Origin of the sequence: Bradyrhizobium sp. TM233 (genome assembly GCF_036247965.1) — a bacterium.
Lineage (GTDB): Bacteria > Pseudomonadota > Alphaproteobacteria > Rhizobiales > Xanthobacteraceae > Bradyrhizobium > Bradyrhizobium ottawaense.
This window is the reverse complement of the sequence record NZ_BTIG01000003.1, coordinates 776,862-793,010: the sequence shown is the minus strand read 5'-3', so window position 1 is coordinate 793,010 and position 16,149 is coordinate 776,862. Positions and strand designations below refer to the sequence as shown.

Genomic DNA, 16,149 nt, shown 5'->3' with positions numbered 1-16,149 from the left:
GGCGATGAAGGCGATTATCGTCGGTGGCGGAATCGGTGGCCTCACCACGGCGCTGATGCTGCGTTCGCGTGGCATCGGATGCGAGATCTTCGAGCAGGCTGACACCATTCGTGAGCTCGGCGTCGGCATCAATACGCTGCCGCATGCCATGCGCGAGCTCGCCGGACTCGGCCTGCTCCAGAAGCTCGACGACGTCGCTGTTCGCACCGACCAGCTCTATTACCTCAACCGCCACGGCCAGGAGGTCTGGCGCGAAGCCCGCGGCATCGACGCCGGTCACGACGTGCCGCAGTTCTCGATCCATCGCGGCCGGCTTCAGGGCGTCATCCATCGCGCCGTCGAGGAGCGGCTCGGGCACGAGGCGATCCACACCGGCTGCAGGCTCGGCGCGTTCACGCAGGACGAGGGCGGCGTCACCGCTTACTTCTTCGATCGTGCCGGCGCGCATGTCCACACCGCGCGCGGCGACATCCTGATCGGCGCCGATGGCATCCATTCCCGCGTTCGCGACACGCTGTTCCCAAACGAGGGACCGCCGTGCTGGAACGGCTTGATGCTGTGGCGCGGTGCGCGCGACTGGCCGCTGTTCCTCACCGGCAAATCGATGATCGTGGCCGGTGGCCTCAATGCCAAGGTGGTGATCTATCCGATCGCGGAGGGATCGAGCCCGGCGAGCCGCCTGACCAACTGGGCCGTGCTGGTGAAGGTGGGCGAGGGCAATGCGCCACCGCCGCGGAAGGAAGACTGGTCGCGGCCGGGCCGCCGCGAGGAGCTGATGCCGCACGTCGCCCGCTTCTCGGTGCCCTATGTCGACGTGAAGAGCCTGATCTCGGCGACGCCCGAATTCTACGAATATCCGACCTGCGACCGCGATCCCTTGCCCTATTGGTCGTCGGGACGCGTCACGCTACTCGGCGACGCCGCGCACCCCATGTATCCGGTCGGCTCGAATGGCGCCTCGCAGGCGATCCTCGATGCGCGTTGCCTTGCCGACGCGCTGGTGCGCGCCGAGCATCCACGCCAGGCGCTGCTCGAATATGAGAAGAAGCGCCTGCCGATGACGGCGGATATTGTGCGCTCCAACCGGCGCGGCGGCCCTGAGGGCGTCATCGACGCCGTCGAGCAGCTCGCGCCCGACGGCTTTGACAATGTCGACAATGTGCTGAGCTATTCCCAGCGCGAGGCCATCGTGCGCGGCTATGCCACCAAGGCGGGCTTCGCCGCCGTGCCGGGACTGGCGGCGGTGCGCGCTTGAGACCTGCCGCTAGCCGGCGCCGGGAGGCGGCGGCAGGAAGTGGATGTTGAACTCGGCGGCCATCGCCACCACGTCCTCCGGCTTCTGTTCCTTCATGTTGTGAAGGCCCCAGAACAGGTCGAACAGTTTTCTGGTCGGCGACACCCAGAACAGCACTTTTGCGGTCTGCTCCGATTTGTTGAAGATGCCGTGCGGCACACCCATGCCGAGGCGGATCAGGTCGCCGGCGGTTGCCTGCGACTCCGAATTGCCCAGCATGAAGTCAAGCTTGCCCTCCAGCATGTAGAGATATTCATCCTGGTCGGGGTGAATGTGCGGCGGCACGAACGTGCCCGGCGGCAATGTCGCGTGCCATGAGAAGCTGTGCTCGGTATTGCTCTTCGGCACATAGGTCTGGCCGAGGATGTTCCAGGAGATTCCCTGGATCCCTTCATTGGCCCGCGTGATGCCGGTGATTTCGCTCTTCATTGCAGTCCTCCCGTAACCCTTGACGCGACGCGCGGCTTAGTTCGCTGCCTTGCAGTCCTTGGCATAGCGGTCGCCGTAATTCTCGAAGACCTTCTGGACGATCTCGGTCTGGAACTTGCCGTCCGGACGCTTGGCGACCTTGGTCAGGTAGAAGTCCTGGATCGGATAGCCGTTGGTGTTGAACTTGAAGGTGCCGCGCAGCGAGGTGAAGTCGGCTTTCTTCAGCGCGGCCTGGACCGCGTCCTTGTTCGACAGATCGCCCTTCACGGCCTTGACCGCGCTGTCGATCAGCATCGCGGCGTCGTACGCCTGGAAGGCGTAGGTGCCGGGTACGACGTTATAGGCGGCCTCGTAGGACGCGACGAACTTCTTGTTCTGGGGATTGTCGAGATTGGGCGCCCAGTTGGCGCCGCCAAACATGCCGACGGCGGCGTCCTGCTGCGCCGGCAAGGTCGATTCATCCACCGTGAACGCCGAGAGCACCGGAATGCTGTCAGCAAGGCCCGCCTGCCGGTATTGCTTGACGAGATTGACGCCGAGGCCGCCCGGCATGAACGTGAAGAGAGCATCGGGCTTCTGCGAGGAGATCTTGGAAAGCTCCGGCTGGAAGTCCAGCGTGTTCAGCGGCATGTAGGATTCCTCGACGATCTCACCCTTGTAGTCGAGCTTGAACCCCGCCGCCGAATCCTTGCCGGCCTGATAGTTCGGCACCATCAGGTACATGCGCTTGTAACCGCGATCCTGCGCGACCTTGCCGAGGATCTCGTGAACCTGATCGTTCTGGTACGAGGTCACATAGAAGAACGGGTTGCAGTCCTTGCCGGCAAAGGTCGAGGGGCCCGCGTTGGGGCTGATCAGGAAGGTCTTCGATTCCGTCACGGGCCGGTGGATCGCCTGCAGGATGTTGGAGAAGATCGGGCCGATCACGAAATCGACCTTGTCGCGTTCGAGCAGACCCTTGACCTTGGTCACCGCCGCGTCCGGCTTCAATTCGTCATCGACCACGACGACCTCGACGTCACGGCCGCCCATCTTGCTGCCGAGGTCCTTCACCGCGAGCGCGAAGCCATCGCGAACCTGTTGACCGAGCGCGGCGGCTGGTCCCGACAGGGTCACGATCACCCCCAGCTTGATCTTCTCCTGCGCCACGGCCGGGGTCGCGGCAGTGCCGAGCAGCACGGCGGCCGCGGCCAAGGTTGATTGCATTCTCATGATCTGTCCCCCGTGACATCAGGGCTTGCGCTGCAAGCCGCGTACTCTGGTCCAAGCTTATGCCGATGATGGCGGCCGCGGCAAGCAGCGCTCAGACTGTCACCATCCTGCGGGCAGCGGCGCATGCAAGCGGCGCGCCAATTATTTGAAGCCTAAAGAAATTGGCGTGCGGTCGATTGTTGCAGCTTTGGACTTGCGGCCGGCTTCAATTTATTTGAAGCTCAAAATGTTGGGGAATCCGTGCCGGCGCCAATGCCCGCCGAGAGTGACTGCACCGAGATGCTCGATTCCGAGACCAAGGCCGTCGAAACGCCGGAAGACCACGCCGAAGAGCTTCGGCTGTGGCTGCGCCTCTTGACCTGCACGACCCTGATCGAGGGCGAGGTCCGTGGCCGGCTGCGGCAGCGGTTCGACGTCACGCTGCCCCGCTTCGATCTGATGGCGCAGCTCGACAAGGCGCCTGACGGCATGACGCTGTCCGATGTCTCCAAGCGGATGATGGTGTCGAACGGCAATGTGACCGGCCTCGTCGAGCGCCTCGTGGAATCCGGCCATCTCGACCGTCGGACCTCGGAGACGGATCGCCGGGTCCAGGTGATCCGCCTCACGAAACTCGGTCGCGCCGAGTTCCGCAAGATGGCCGCGGAGCACGAGACCTGGATCGCCGATCTCTTCGCCGACCTCTCGCCGAAGGACGTGCGCGAATTGATGCGGCTGCTCGCCAAGACCAAGGCGTCGGCGCAGAAATCGGCCGCGCGCCGCCGGCCGTAAGCACCGCCGCCCGATCCCTTTTGCCGCAGGAAAAAGCACGGGATGCCCAAAATCCGCTATTGCGCCAAATTGTTTTAAGCCTAAAATGTTTTCCAGATCGTGCTGCCGGGTGCAATCCATGCTGAAAGGAGCGTGCGATGGCCAACGCCGCCAAGATTCAAGTGTCGGGCTCGCATGACGGCAACGCCGCGACGGCCCATGTCGATACGTTTGCGCGGCAGCATCTGCCGCCACGCGAGCTCTGGCCCGAGTTCATCTTCACGCGGCCGGAGCTGCACTATCCGCCGCGACTGAACTGCGTCAGCTATTTCCTCGATCGCTGGGTCGAGCAGGGCCATGGCGAGGCCCCCTGCGTCATCAGTCCCGCCGTCAGCTACACCTATCGCGAGCTGCAAGCGCTGGTGAATCGAATCGCCAACGTCCTGGTCGGCAAGCTCGGCCTCGTCCCCGGAGGCCGCGTGCTGCTGCGCTCGGCCAACAACCCGATGATGGTTGCGACCTATCTCGCGGTGATCAAGGCCGGCGGCATTGTGGTGGCGACGATGCCGCTGCTCCGTGCCAAGGAGCTGTCCTATCCGATCCAGAAGGCGGCTATCACGGTGGCGCTGTGCGACGGCAAACTCTCCGAGGAGATGGAGAAGGCGAAGGCCGCAGCGCCCGGTCTCAAGCATGTCGTCTACTGGGGCAATGGCGCTGCCGCCTCGCTCGAGGCGCTGATCGCGGATGCGAGCCCGGAGTTCAGCGCCGTCGATACCGCCGCCGATGACATCTGCCTGATCGCCTTCACGTCGGGCACGACGGGCGATCCCAAGGGCACCATGCATTTTCACCGCGATATGCTCGCGGTCTGCGACGGCTATGCCCGCAACATCCTGCGAGCCGAGCAGAAGGATCGCTTCGTCGGCTCGGCGCCGCTCGCGTTCACCTTCGGCTTTGGCGGCGTGCTGTTTCCGATGCATATCGGCGCCTCCTTCGTCGTGCTGGAGAAGACGACGCCCGACGACATGCTCGCGGCGATCGAGCAATACAAGACCACGGTTTGCTTCACGGCGCCGACCGCGTACCGCGCCATGATCGGCAAGCTGCCGGGCCGCGACATCTCCTCGCTTCGCAAATGTGTTTCCGCGGGCGAGACGCTGCCCAAGCCGACTTTCGACGCCTGGCTCAAGGCGACCGGCATCAAGCTGATGGACGGCATCGGCTCGACTGAATTGCTGCATATCTTCATCAGCGCGACCGAGGACGAGATCCGCCCCGGTGCAACGGGCAAGCCGGTGCCGGGCTACGAGGCCAAGATCGTCGACGACGACGGCCGTGACGTGCCGCCGGGCACGATGGGAAAGCTTGCGGTGCGCGGGCCGACCGGCTGCCGCTATCTCGCCGACGAGCGGCAGCGCAAATACGTCCAGAACGGTTGGAACATCACCGGCGACACCTATCTGATGGATAGTGACGGCTATTTCTGGTACCAGTCGCGCTCCGACGACATGATCGTGTCGGCCGGGTACAATATTGCGGGCACGGATGTCGAGGCGGCGCTGCTCACGCATCCGGCGGTTTCCGAATGCGGCGTGGTCGGCGCCCCCGACGAGGCGCGCGGCATGATCGTAAAGGCCTATGTCATCGCGGCGCCCGACGTGACGCCGGACGCTCAGCTCGTGGCCGCGTTGCAGGAGCATGTCAAGCGCGAGATCGCGCCGTACAAATATCCGCGCGCCATCGAGTTCGTGACGCAACTGCCCAAGACCGAGACCGGAAAATTGAAGCGCTTTGCCTTGCGGCAAATGGCGCAGGCCGCGGCGACGTCCTCAGGCGTCGCGGCGGAATGAGACAAGGATGGAGAATTGTCCGTGACGACGCCGAAAGGCCCGCAGCTCGCGGTGCTGTCGACAGCAGCCGACGATGACGCCCGTTCGCGGGTGCAGGTGCTCCAGCCGTCGGGGTGGCCGATGCCGAAGGGCTATGCCAACGGCATGGCCGCTGAGGGGCTCATCGTCGTCACTGGCGGGGTTATCGGCTGGGATGCCGAAGAGCGTCTCGCCGACGGCTTTGTCGCGCAGGTGCGTCAGACCTTGAGCAACATCGCCGCGATCCTGACCGAGGCCGGCGCGAGGCCCGAGCACCTCGTGCGGTTGACGTGGTACGTCGTCGACATGGACGAGTACCTGTCCAACCTGAGGGAGCTCGGCAAGATCTACCGTGCCATCTTCGGCGCACATTATCCGGCCATGGCGCTGGTGCAGGTGGTGCGCCTCGTCGAGAAGGCGGCGCGCGTCGAGATCGAGGCCACCGCCGTCATTCCACGCTGAACCGCGTCTGGTTCAGCTCGCCTTGTCAGCTTGCCTTGTCAGCTCGCCTTGGCGAGATCGTCGTCCTCGGGCGAGTTCAGATAGATGCCCGACATGGTGTCGACCCAGCACAGATGGTCGTGCACCTTCTTCACGCCGTCGACGTTCTCCGCTGCGACCATCGCGGCCTGCCGCGTGCGCTCTTCGGTGATGACGCCGCTGAGGTGAACGATGCCGTCGCGGACGATGACGTTCAGCCCGAATGGGCACCAATCGTTCTTCTCCATGGTGTCGATGATGCGGTTGCGAATGTGGTCGTCATCCGCCGTCGGATCACGCACTTCACGGGCGAGCCCCGCCACCGCCTGCAGCAGATTGGCGCGGGATACGATCCCGACGACCTTGTCGCCGCGCACCACCGGCAGCCGCTTCACGTTGTTCCGCTCCATGAGGTCGACGATTTCGGCGAGCGCCGTGTCCTCCGTGATGGTTACGGGCGAGTCGGTCATCACCTCCGCGACCTTGCGGCCATGCTCGTGGACGAAATCACTGGCCGACTTGCCCGGCCCCAGGATGAACCGCAGCCAGCGTCCGCGCTTGCGCCCGGTGCCGATTTCGCTGCGGCGGATGAAATCCCCTTCCGAGACGACGCCGACCAGCTTGCCGGTATCGTCGACCACGGTGAGACCGCTGACGTGCCGCTTCAGCATGATATTTGCCGCCTCGACGATGCTTGTGTCGGGGGTAACCGAGATGACCGACCGGGTCATGATCTGGTGGGCGCGCATGGACAACTCCGCTTGTCGAATTTCGATGCGTGAAAACTAGCTCGGGTGTCAGGGTGCGGTTTGACTCAGGTCAATCGGACGAAGCCTGTCCGTCCTGATTAAGCAATCGTGATCCGCGCTCCGGATTTGATGCAGCTCAACGCCTCTGCGAAGCCTCGCCATATCCTGCCGCCGACGTATAACAGCAGCCCTCGGGAACATTGAGCCATGAGCGTCGTGCAGATATTTCCACGAGCCGAAGAACCGGCGGTGCAGGCCCTTCCTGTCAATCCCGCCGCCGCTCCCGAAGCCCCGACGGTAGGCTCCGAGAAGCTTGCGGGGACGCCGGCTGCCGCGGACCCCTTGCCTGTATCGGAGCCCTATCCCCTCGATCGCGCGTTTCACGCGATGCTGGCGCGGTTCACCGGCGGCATTTCGCCGCTGGCTCTGTCGCTCGCCTGGCTCGATTGGAGTTCGCATCTCGCTGCGGCGCCGCAGCGCCAGATGGAGATTTCCCGCAACATCCTGCGCGACACCGGTCGGCTGGCGGAAGCCGCCGCGCACGCGGCGTCACTGGGCCAAAAGCCGTGGTCCGTGATCCAGCCACAGGGGCGGGATCGCCGCTTTAGTGGACCGCAATGGGAGACCGCGCCGTTCAATCTGCTGGCGCAGGCATTCCTGCTCGGAGAGCGCTGGTGGCACGATGCCACGACCGGTGTGCGCGGCGTGTCGCACGCAAATGAAGCCATCGTCGAGTTCTCGATGCGCCAGATGCTCGACATGCTGGCGCCGTCGAATTTCGCGGCGACCAATCCGAAGGTGCTGGAAAAGGCGTTCCAGAGTGGCGGGGAGAACTTCGTCTTCGGCTGGCAAAACTGGTGCAGCGACCTGATGCGCCTGCTCTCCGCCTCAAATTTGGCGGGCAGCGAGCAGTTTGTGGTCGGCAAATCGGTGGCGGCTTCACCCGGCAAGGTCGTCTACCGTAACGAGCTGATCGAGCTGATTCAGTACCAGCCGACCACGGCGCAGGTGCGACCAGAGCCGATCCTGATCGTGCCGGCCTGGATCATGAAGTACTACATCCTCGATCTCTCGCCGCAGAACTCGCTGGTCAAATATCTGACCGGTCAGGGTTTCACGGTGTTCGCGATCTCCTGGCGCAACCCGGATGCGACAGATCGGGATCTCGCCTTCGACGACTATCGCAAGCTGGGGGTCATGGCGGCGCTCGACATGATCGGCCGCATCATGCCGGGTCGGAAGACCCATGCGCTCGGCTATTGTCTGGGAGGGACATTGCTGTCGATCGCTGCCGCTGCGATGGAGCGCGACGGTGATAACCGCTTCGGCACCGTCACTCTCCTTGCGGCCCAGACCGACTTCACCGAGGCCGGAGAGCTGACGCTCTTCATCAACGAGAGCCAGGTCGCCTTTCTCGAAGACATGATGTGGCAGCGCGGCTATCTCGACACGACGCAGATGGCCGGCGCCTTCCAGCTGCTGCGCTCCAACGAACTGATCTGGTCGCGTCTGTCACATGACTATCTGATGGGCGAGGGCGCGCCGCTGAACGACCTGATGGCCTGGAACGCGGACGCAACGCGGCTGCCTTATCGCATGCATTCGGAATATCTGCGAAAGCTGTTCCTCAACAACGACCTCGCCGGGGGGCGCTATCACGTCGGCGGCAGGAGCGTTTCGCTGTCCGATATTCACGCCCCGATGTTCGTGGTCGGCACGCTGGCCGATCACGTCGCGCCGTGGCGATCCGTCTACAAGATCCATTATCAGGTCGATGCCGACGTGACGTTCCTGTTGACCAGTGGCGGCCACAATGCAGGCGTCGTCGCGCCTCCCGACGAGCCCGGCCACAGCTATCAAGTGCTGAGCAAGGCCGAGGACGCGCCCTATGTCGGTGCGGACGAGTGGCTGAAGCTGGCTCCGCGCGTTGAAGGGTCGTGGTGGCCGGAATGGGCCAAATGGCTGGCGGCGCGCTCCGGTGCGCCCTGCGATCCGCCGCCGATCGGACTTGGAGACGCTCCCGGCCTGCCCGATGCGCCGGGGGATTACGTCCACACCTAAACCTCCGGCTCGGAACTCGGTCCGAGATCCGAGCAGCGGAAGGGCTTGGTCTTGTCCAGCTTGCGGTAGGCCGTTGACGCCGTCCGCAACAGCTTCTTTTCCCGCTTGCGGTTGCGGAAGCGATTACTGGCATCGAGGCTGGCGCCGTTCAACGAGGCCGCCAGCGCTCGTCCCCGTGCATCGTCGTTCAATCGTCCGAGCGACCGTTGCGCCTTGCGCAATTTCTTGAGGATCGATTTCTGTTTCGTCAGCGATTCCTCGGCGAACAGGTCCTGGAGCGACTCGATCGAATAGGTCAGCCGCTTATTGAGAATCCGCAGCTTGTGTCGTTTTTCGACGTCGAGCTTGCGGAGTTTTCGCGCCTTCTTGAGCAGCGTCGTCTCCCACTCGGTCAGCCGCTCCGTGGCGTGATCGGCGAGCGTGCAGCGGCGCAATCGAATGGCTTCCTTGCTGCGCCGGGTCGACCAGGGGCCGCTCTCGATCCAGATCGAGGTCTGCTCGACAAGGCGGCGATACCGCGCCGATTGCAGCGCACGCGCCAGCAGGCGGTGGCTCTCGGCGCGCTTCTCGTCCCAATGCTGAAGCTCGGCGACCACCGCAAGATCGTCGCCACTCTCGGCGACGATCCGCTCGATCGCCACGTCGAGGTCCCGCACCATGCCGAGCTGGCCATTCAGCCATTTCAGTTCGGCCCAGACATTCGGGCGCAGGGCGTCGTCGACCATCGGCGAGAAGAAGCGGATGGCAGTTCGCAGATGGGTCAACGCGATCCGGATCTGATGCAGCGCGTCGGGATCGCCGCGGCAGGTGCCCTCATGCTGGGCGAGCACGGCATCGAGGTGACGGCGCGCGATGATGCGGAACGCCGTATCGCAGGCCATGCCGGGGCTGAGGCGGCCGGGCAGGGCATTGCGCCTCGCCGCCGGACTGGCGCGAGCGGCCGTCGAGGTCGTGGTGGGTCGCGCCATTCTTGTCCGCGCCAATCAGATTGCCTTATTTGCTTTTAGCGATTGCGTCCCGGCAGTTCTGGAGCGTCTGCTCCTGTGTCCCGGATGCATCGATGGTCGCCCAGCCGACGTGACCGATATTATAGCGCTCTTGCTGCGCAGCAACCTCCTGCGTGGCGTCGGATGCGTCTCCCCGGCGGCTTCCGATCCGCATCTGCCGGGTCGCGAGGTCCGCAACCAGGAACAGGCCGCTCAGCGGCACATTGCGCTCTCGCGCCAATGCGGCGATCGCGTCCCGTTCGTCCTCGCGGGCGAATACGCCGTCGATGATCGCCGAATGGCCCTGCGCCAGCACCCGCCGGGCGTGCTGAGCCAGCGTGTCGTAGACGCGGGCCGCGTGCTCTGGCGTGTAGGCGGACGGCGGCAGGCGGTGCGTGTCCTCGACCCCGAACATCTGCTTGCGAATGAGGTCGCTGCGCAGCACGACGGCTCCGGGGGGCGGTGCGACGACGGGCGCGAGCGCGTGCGCCAAGACCGTCTTGCCGGTGCCTGACAGGCCGCCGACCGCAATCAGGCGCGGAGCGGCAGGATGGATCAGCGTCCTGGCGAGGTCGAAATAACGCTGTGCCTGGTCAAGGATGCCAGGGTCATCGGAATGCGGCGGCTTCAGCCGTGCCAGGGCCACCTGGGCGCGGATCGCCGCCCGGATGGACATGAACAGCGGCAGCGCCGAGAGCGCGTCGAGATTGTCGGTCGGCGTTGCGGCGAGATAGCGGTTCAGGACGATGTTGGCCGCATCTCGCTGATCGTGGTGCAACAGGTCCATCAGCGTGAATGCGAGATCGTAGAGCACGTCGACGGTTGCGATCTGCGCGTCGAACTCGATGGCATCGAACAGCACCGGCCGGTCATCGATCAGGACGATGTTTGCAAGGTGCAGATCGCCATGGCAGCGGCGCACGAAGCCCACCCGGCCGCGCTCCGCGAGCAGCGGACGAACACGCTGGAATGCCTCCTGCGAGGCTTTGCCGAGCTTTTCGATGTCGCCTGCGTTGAAATGGCCGCCGGCCCGTAGGCCGTGACTGTTGCCGGCGATCAGGGCGGGGACGGAGGCGACCCATGCTTCGCCGTCCGCGCGTGTCGCCGCGCCGTGGGAAGCCACGATCGCGTCGGCGGCAGCCGAGGCGAGGGCCGCATCCAGCGGGCCGGCCTTTGCCAGATGATCGAGCGTCCGGTTTTCGTCGAAGCGCGCCATGTCCACCGCATACTCGATCGGCCGGCCGGGACCGTCGACCTGCACCGATCCATCCGGCTCTTCCGTGATCGCCGCGACGCGATGATAGATCTGCGGCGCCAGCGGCCGGTTGATCCTGATTTCCTCCTCGCACGCCGCCTTGCGCTTCTCCAGCGTCGAATAATCGAGAAAGGGAAACCGCACGGCACGCTTGACTTTCAACGCGCGCGCCCCGTCGAGGAACACCGAGGCGCCATGCGTGTCGATCCGCGTCACGCCGGGGTGGCGGGCCAGCGTCCGGAAGATCCGCTCCTGGGCCGCCATTTCATCTTTCATGGGAACGGGCATCCGAAAGCACCATCAGGGCGTCAGCACGGCGGCGCCGAGAATCCGGCCATCCCGCAGCATGTTCAGAACCTCGTTGGCCTGATCAAGCGGAAATGCCGTCGTTTCGGTGCGCACGCCAGCTTGCGGAGCGATCTTGAGAAAATCGAGGCCATCCTGCCGGGTCAGATTGGCGACCGACAGCAGTTGCCGTTCCTGCCAGAGCAGATCGTACGGAAAGCTTGGAATGTCGGTCATGTGGATGCCGGCGCATACGACGCGGCCGCCCTTGCGGACGGCGCGCAGTGCGGCCGGGACAAGCTCGCCGGCTGGCGCGTAGATGATGGCCGCGTCGAGCGGCTCGCCGGGCACCTCGTCTGAGGCCCCCGTCCAGACCGCGCCGAGGCGGCGTGCAAGGTCTTGTGCAGCAACATCGCCGCGTCGCGTGAATGCGTAGACGGACCGTCCCTGCCAAACCGCGACTTGCGCAATGATGTGGCCGGCCGCGCCAAAACCATAGAGGCCGAGCCGGTCGGCCGGGCCGGCCAGCACCAGCGAGCGCCAGCCGATCAATCCTGCACACAGCAGAGGAGCAATCCCCACGTCGTCGCCCACCTCACCGAGGGGAAAGGCGTAGCGTGCGTCGGCGATGGTGTGGGTCGCGTAGCCGCCGTCGCGCGTGTAGCCGGTGAACAGCGGGGCGTCACACAGGTTTTCCATGCCCTCACGGCAGAATCGGCAGTGTCCGCAGGTGAAACCGAGCCAGGGAATGCCGACGCGATCACCGGGCGCATGCGTGGTGACATTCGGGCCCACGAGATCGACCCGACCGACGATCTCGTGGCCGGGCACGATCGGATAGCGAATATCGGGCAGCTCGGCATCGACGAGATGAAGATCGGTCCGGCATACCCCGCAGGCGCTGATCTTCACCCGGAGTTGACCCTCGCCGGGTGTCGGGTCAGGCCGCTCCTCCATCTGGAGCCGCGTTCGCGGGGCCGGCAACACCATCGCACGCATCAGTCTCTCCGGGGCGAACCGCTCCGACTGAATTATCCATAGAATAGCTGGACGACCAGTCCTTGACGTCGGTCAACGCCTGTTTCCAGCCCGAACGGACCGAGTTCCCTTGGCTTGACGAGGATCAAGCGTCTCGACCAAGGCCGGCCTATTGTGGCGACCAAGGAGAATCCCGATGCCCATCAAGGATGTCTTTCTGCCGCTTGTCGGCCAGCCGCGCGGATCGGCCCTGGTTGCGATCGAGAAATGCGTCGCCGTCGCCGCCGACCTCGGCGCCAGGATCACGGCGCTCGCGCTCGAGGAAGACGTTTTCGAGCGGCCGAAGGTGATGCTGCCCCATGATCGCGATTCCGCGGAGGCTGGCAGTTCGCGTGAGGCGAACGAGACGCAGCAGCTCCTCGATGCCTTCACCAACGCGGCGTCCCGCGCCAACATTCGCGCCCAGAGCCGAACGGGCAAGGTGCCGGCGGACCAGATCGCGGCGATCCTGGCCGAGCATGCCCGTTTCAGCGATCTCACGCTGTTTCCCGTGACGCCGCACGACAGCCGAACGGAGCACATCATCGAAACCCTCCTGTTCGAATCCGGGCGACCGCTGCTGCTCTGCCCGGAGCAGCATGCGGCGCAGTTGCGGCCGGAATTCGAGAGCGTCATGATCGCCTGGGATCATTCTGCCCGCGCGGCGCGTGCGGTCGGCGACGCATTGCCGATTCTTCAGGCTGCGACCTCGGTCCGCGTGGTGACGGTCGCAGAGGACAAGGCTGACGCGGTCGCGCAATCCGGTGCGGCTCTCGTCGACCATCTGAGAGAACACGGGGTCTATGCCTCCTTCGAAACGGTGACCGGCAACGGCAGCTCGATCGGCAAGGTACTGGGAAGTTGGGCGAATTCCCATGGCATGGATGCGATCGTGATGGGCGCCTACCATCATTCACGCCTGAACGAGATCGTGTGGGGCGGTGTGACAAAGACCGTCATTGGCCAGCCACCATGCTGGGTTATGATCTCGCACTAGGCTCGCCATTTTCCCGGCCTGATCGTCAACCATCGGAACCGCCGTTGACCCGGCGCATTTGCTTTCATGTCAACCTATCGTCTCAACAATCTGCTGGCGCCGCGTTCAGTTGCGCTCGTCGGCGCGAGCGCCCGTCCGGTCTCAGTCGGACGCGCCGTTCTGGAGAACATTCACAAGGCCGAATTCAAGGGGCAGTTCGGCCTCGTCAATCCACGCCATGCCGAAATCGGCGGCGTTGCGGCGGTGAAGAGCCTGGACGGCTTGGACTTCGTGCCCGAACTCGTGATCATCACCGCGCCGGCGCGCGAGATTCCCGGTATCATCGACCAGGCCGGGCGTCGCGGATCGGCGGGCGCGCTGATCGTCTCGGCCGGGCTCGGCCACGGACCGGGATCTCTGTACGAGGCTGCAATCGCGGCGGCCCGCAAATACGGCATGCGGCTGATCGGACCGAATTGTCTCGGCATCATGATGCCCGGGGTCAGCCTGAATGCCAGCTTTGCCGCGCATATGCCGGGGGCGGGCAGCCTCGCGCTGATCTCGCAATCGGGCGCGATCGCTGCCGGCATGGTCGACTGGGCTGCACAGCGCGGCGTCGGCTTCTCCGGCATCGTCTCGATCGGCGATCAGATCGACGTCGATATCGCCGATCTGCTCGACTATTTCGCGATGGATCACAAGACGCGCGCGATCCTGCTCTACATCGAATCCATCAAGGACGCGCGCAAGTTCATGTCGGCAGCGCGTGCTGCTGCGCGCGTGAAGCCCGTCGTCGTGGTGAAATCCGGCCGTATGGCGCAGGGCGCAAAGGCGGCTGCCACGCATACCGGTGCGCTCGCCGGCGCGGACGCGGTCTATGACGCGGCGTTCCGCCGCGCGGGTGTCCTGCGGGTCTCCGACCTGCGCGAGCTGTTCGATTGCGCCGAGACACTCGGCCGCGTCGAATCGCCGACGGGAAAGCGTCTCGCCATCCTGACCAACGGTGGTGGCATCGGCGTCCTTGCCATCGACCGGCTGGTCGAACTCGGCGGCATTCCGGCGACCATCTCGGCGGAGGCGCGCAAGAAGCTCGATGCGGCCCTGCCGCCGACCTGGTCCGGTGCAAACCCCGTTGACATCGTGGGCGATGCTGACGCCTCGCGCTACGCAGCGGCGCTGGAGGTGCTGCTCGCAGACACCGACAACGACGCAGTCCTCGTCCTCAATGTGCAAACCGCGATCGCCTCGGCAGCCGAGATCGCCACGACCGTGACAGAGCTCGTCGGCAAATATCGCGCGCAGCACCGCAGCTGGGCGAAGCCGATATTGGCAGCCTGGGTCGGAGCCGATCAGCACATCATTCAGACACTCTCCAGTGCCGGTGTGCCGAACTATCCGACCGAGGACGATGCCGTCCGCGGCTTCATGTATCTGGTCCGGCACCGCGAAGTGGTGGAGGAGCTCAGCCAGGTTCCCCCCGCGATGCCCGATACGTTCGTGCCGGATGCTCGGGGGGCGAGGCAGATCGTCACCGCCGCGATCGCCGATGGCCGTGAGTGGCTCGAGCCGGTCGAGATCAAGCACCTGCTCGAAGCTTACGACATCGCGATGGTGCCGACCTATGCGGCGACCGATGTCGAGCAGGCGGTGGCCTATGCGAAGGAAATCTTCGCGCAGGGTGGCACCGTGGTGCTGAAGATCATGTCGCGCGACATCATCCACAAATCCGATGTCGGCGGCGTCGTGCTCAATCTGACGACGCCGGAGGCCGTGCGAGCGGCCACCTCCGACATTCTCGCCCGGGCGAGAAAGCTCCGGCCCGAGGCCCGCATCGGCGGCGTCATCGTCCAGGCGATGGTCGTCAAGGCGAAGGCGCGCGAGCTGATCCTGGGCCTTGCCGACGATCCCACTTTCGGCGCCGTCGTGGTGTTCGGCCGCGGTGGCACGGCGGTGGAGATCATCAACGACAAGGCGCTGGCGCTGCCGCCGCTGGACTTGCAGCTCGCTCGCGATCTGATCGACCGCACCCGCGTGTCGCGGCTTCTAAAGGCCTATCGTGATGTGCCCGCGGTCAAGCAAGACGCCGTGGCCATGGTGCTGGTCAAGCTGGCGCAGATGGCGGCCGACATTCCCGAAATCCGCGAATTCGACATCAATCCGCTGCTGGCGGACGAGACCGGCGTGACTGCGGTCGATGCCCGCGTCGCGGTCGGGCCGCCGCAGCGGAAGTTCGTCGGCTCCGGCCCGGCCAATTTCGCCGTTCGCGCCTATCCGTCGCAATGGGAGCGCCGCCTCAAGCTCAAGGACGACTGGCGCATCTTCGTGCGGCCCATGCGCCCCGAGGACGAGCCGACCATCCACGAATTCCTGCGTCACGTCACCCCGCACGATCTTCGCCTGCGCTTCTTCGCGCCGATGAAGGAGTTTACCCACGAGTTCATCGCGCGCCTGACCCAGCTCGACTATGCGCGCGCGATGGCCTTCATCGCCTTCGACGAGGCCACCGGCGAAATGGTCGGCGTGGTTCGGCTCCATTCGGATTCGATCTACGAGAGCGGCGAATACGCGATCCTGCTCCGGTCCGATCTCAAGGGCAGGGGGCTCGGCTGGGCCCTCATGCAGCTCATCATCAACTACGCCAAGTCGGAAGGGCTGAAAGTCATATCGGGCGACGTGCTCAAGGAGAACACCGTGATGCTCGAAATGTGCCGGCACCTGGGCTTCGAGGTCAAGCCCGATCCGGCCGAGCCCGATATCTGCGACGTCAAATTGAAGCTGTGAGCGCGC

General features: G+C 64.8%; 13 protein-coding genes. 7 read left to right on the top strand and 6 right to left on the bottom strand.

The window, feature by feature from the left end; all coding sequences use genetic code 11:
- Positions 1–4 precede the first annotated feature (4 nt).
- A complete protein-coding gene (locus tag AABA86_RS10695) occupies positions 5–1,255 on the top strand; it encodes a flavin-dependent oxidoreductase (RefSeq protein ID WP_212250180.1) in 1,251 nt (416 codons plus the stop codon).
- 9 nt (positions 1,256–1,264) lie between these two features.
- On the opposite strand, the gene AABA86_RS10690 is transcribed toward AABA86_RS10695, so the two are convergent.
- Together AABA86_RS10690 and AABA86_RS10685 are read right to left on the bottom strand one after the other, a co-directional pair.
- Complete coding sequence (locus AABA86_RS10690; protein ID WP_247328833.1) at positions 1,265–1,723, bottom strand: cupin domain-containing protein; 459 nt, start codon at positions 1,721–1,723, stop codon at positions 1,265–1,267.
- A 36-nt stretch (positions 1,724–1,759) separates the two neighbouring features.
- Positions 1,760–2,935 (bottom strand): ABC transporter substrate-binding protein, encoded by a 1,176-nt coding sequence (locus AABA86_RS10685; protein WP_338306676.1) that lies wholly within the window; start codon positions 2,933–2,935, stop codon positions 1,760–1,762.
- A gap of 252 nt (positions 2,936–3,187) precedes the next feature.
- Between AABA86_RS10685 and AABA86_RS10680 the strand changes: the two genes are divergently transcribed.
- The 3 genes from AABA86_RS10680 to AABA86_RS10670 all read left to right on the top strand — a co-directional run bounded on the left by AABA86_RS10680 (position 3,188) and on the right by AABA86_RS10670 (position 6,015).
- Positions 3,188–3,706 carry a MarR family winged helix-turn-helix transcriptional regulator gene (locus tag AABA86_RS10680; RefSeq protein WP_212250176.1) on the top strand — a complete coding sequence of 173 codons (519 nt, stop codon included), beginning with the start codon at positions 3,188–3,190 and terminating at the stop codon, positions 3,704–3,706.
- Between the two features lie 137 nt (positions 3,707–3,843).
- Positions 3,844–5,535 (top strand): benzoate-CoA ligase family protein, encoded by a 1,692-nt coding sequence (locus AABA86_RS10675; RefSeq protein ID WP_338306675.1) that lies wholly within the window; start codon positions 3,844–3,846, stop codon positions 5,533–5,535.
- A gap of 21 nt (positions 5,536–5,556) precedes the next feature.
- Positions 5,557–6,015 (top strand): RidA family protein, encoded by a 459-nt coding sequence (locus tag AABA86_RS10670; RefSeq protein ID WP_338306674.1) that lies wholly within the window; start codon positions 5,557–5,559, stop codon positions 6,013–6,015.
- A 38-nt stretch (positions 6,016–6,053) separates the two neighbouring features.
- Here AABA86_RS10670 and AABA86_RS10665 read toward each other — a convergent pair whose 3' ends face one another.
- Positions 6,054–6,782 carry a CBS domain-containing protein gene (locus tag AABA86_RS10665; RefSeq protein WP_338306673.1) on the bottom strand — a complete coding sequence of 243 codons (729 nt, stop codon included), beginning with the start codon at positions 6,780–6,782 and terminating at the stop codon, positions 6,054–6,056.
- 207 nt (positions 6,783–6,989) lie between these two features.
- Between AABA86_RS10665 and AABA86_RS10660 the strand changes: the two genes are divergently transcribed.
- A complete protein-coding gene (locus AABA86_RS10660; RefSeq protein ID WP_338306672.1) occupies positions 6,990–8,843 on the top strand; it encodes a PHA/PHB synthase family protein in 1,854 nt (617 codons plus the stop codon).
- Here AABA86_RS10660 and AABA86_RS10655 read toward each other — a convergent pair.
- From AABA86_RS10655 to AABA86_RS10645, 3 genes are read right to left on the bottom strand one after another with little or no spacing between them, the layout of a single operon-like run.
- The gene (locus AABA86_RS10655; RefSeq protein WP_338306671.1) at positions 8,840–9,811 is read right to left on the bottom strand and encodes a CHAD domain-containing protein; all 972 of its coding nucleotides are present in this window, start codon (positions 9,809–9,811) and stop codon (positions 8,840–8,842) included. The two genes, AABA86_RS10660 and AABA86_RS10655, sit on opposite strands and share 4 nt — an antisense overlap.
- A gap of 25 nt (positions 9,812–9,836) precedes the next feature.
- Positions 9,837–11,360: a bifunctional aminoglycoside phosphotransferase/ATP-binding protein gene (locus AABA86_RS10650; protein WP_338306670.1), complete on the bottom strand. Its 1,524-nt coding sequence runs from the start codon at positions 11,358–11,360 to the stop codon at positions 9,837–9,839.
- A gap of 24 nt (positions 11,361–11,384) precedes the next feature.
- Entirely contained in the window at positions 11,385–12,368 is a 984-nt protein-coding gene (locus tag AABA86_RS10645; RefSeq protein ID WP_338306669.1) for a zinc-dependent alcohol dehydrogenase family protein, read from the bottom strand.
- 175 nt (positions 12,369–12,543) lie between these two features.
- Here AABA86_RS10645 and AABA86_RS10640 point away from each other — a divergent pair, with 175 nt between their 5' ends.
- A complete protein-coding gene (locus AABA86_RS10640; protein WP_338306668.1) occupies positions 12,544–13,383 on the top strand; it encodes a universal stress protein in 840 nt (279 codons plus the stop codon).
- Positions 13,384–13,449: 66 nt separating this feature from the next.
- A complete protein-coding gene (locus tag AABA86_RS10635) occupies positions 13,450–16,143 on the top strand; it encodes a bifunctional acetate--CoA ligase family protein/GNAT family N-acetyltransferase (protein ID WP_212250162.1) in 2,694 nt (897 codons plus the stop codon).
- The last annotated feature ends 6 nt before the right edge of the window (positions 16,144–16,149 follow it).

Coding starts and splice junctions, on each gene's coding strand:
- AABA86_RS10695 (WP_212250180.1), top strand. CDS start 5: ATGAAGGCGATTATCGTCGGTGGCGGAATCGGTGGCCTCACCACGGCG.
- AABA86_RS10690 (WP_247328833.1), bottom strand. CDS start 1,723: ATGAAGAGCGAAATCACCGGCATCACGCGGGCCAATGAAGGGATCCAG.
- AABA86_RS10685 (WP_338306676.1), bottom strand. CDS start 2,935: ATGAGAATGCAATCAACCTTGGCCGCGGCCGCCGTGCTGCTCGGCACT.
- AABA86_RS10680 (WP_212250176.1), top strand. CDS start 3,188: ATGCCCGCCGAGAGTGACTGCACCGAGATGCTCGATTCCGAGACCAAG.
- AABA86_RS10675 (WP_338306675.1), top strand. CDS start 3,844: ATGGCCAACGCCGCCAAGATTCAAGTGTCGGGCTCGCATGACGGCAAC.
- AABA86_RS10665 (WP_338306673.1), bottom strand. CDS start 6,782: ATGCGCGCCCACCAGATCATGACCCGGTCGGTCATCTCGGTTACCCCC.
- AABA86_RS10660 (WP_338306672.1), top strand. CDS start 6,990: ATGAGCGTCGTGCAGATATTTCCACGAGCCGAAGAACCGGCGGTGCAG.
- AABA86_RS10655 (WP_338306671.1), bottom strand. CDS start 9,811: ATGGCGCGACCCACCACGACCTCGACGGCCGCTCGCGCCAGTCCGGCG.
- AABA86_RS10650 (WP_338306670.1), bottom strand. CDS start 11,360: ATGAAAGATGAAATGGCGGCCCAGGAGCGGATCTTCCGGACGCTGGCC.
- AABA86_RS10645 (WP_338306669.1), bottom strand. CDS start 12,368: ATGCGTGCGATGGTGTTGCCGGCCCCGCGAACGCGGCTCCAGATGGAG.
- AABA86_RS10640 (WP_338306668.1), top strand. CDS start 12,544: ATGCCCATCAAGGATGTCTTTCTGCCGCTTGTCGGCCAGCCGCGCGGA.
- AABA86_RS10635 (WP_212250162.1), top strand. CDS start 13,450: ATGTCAACCTATCGTCTCAACAATCTGCTGGCGCCGCGTTCAGTTGCG.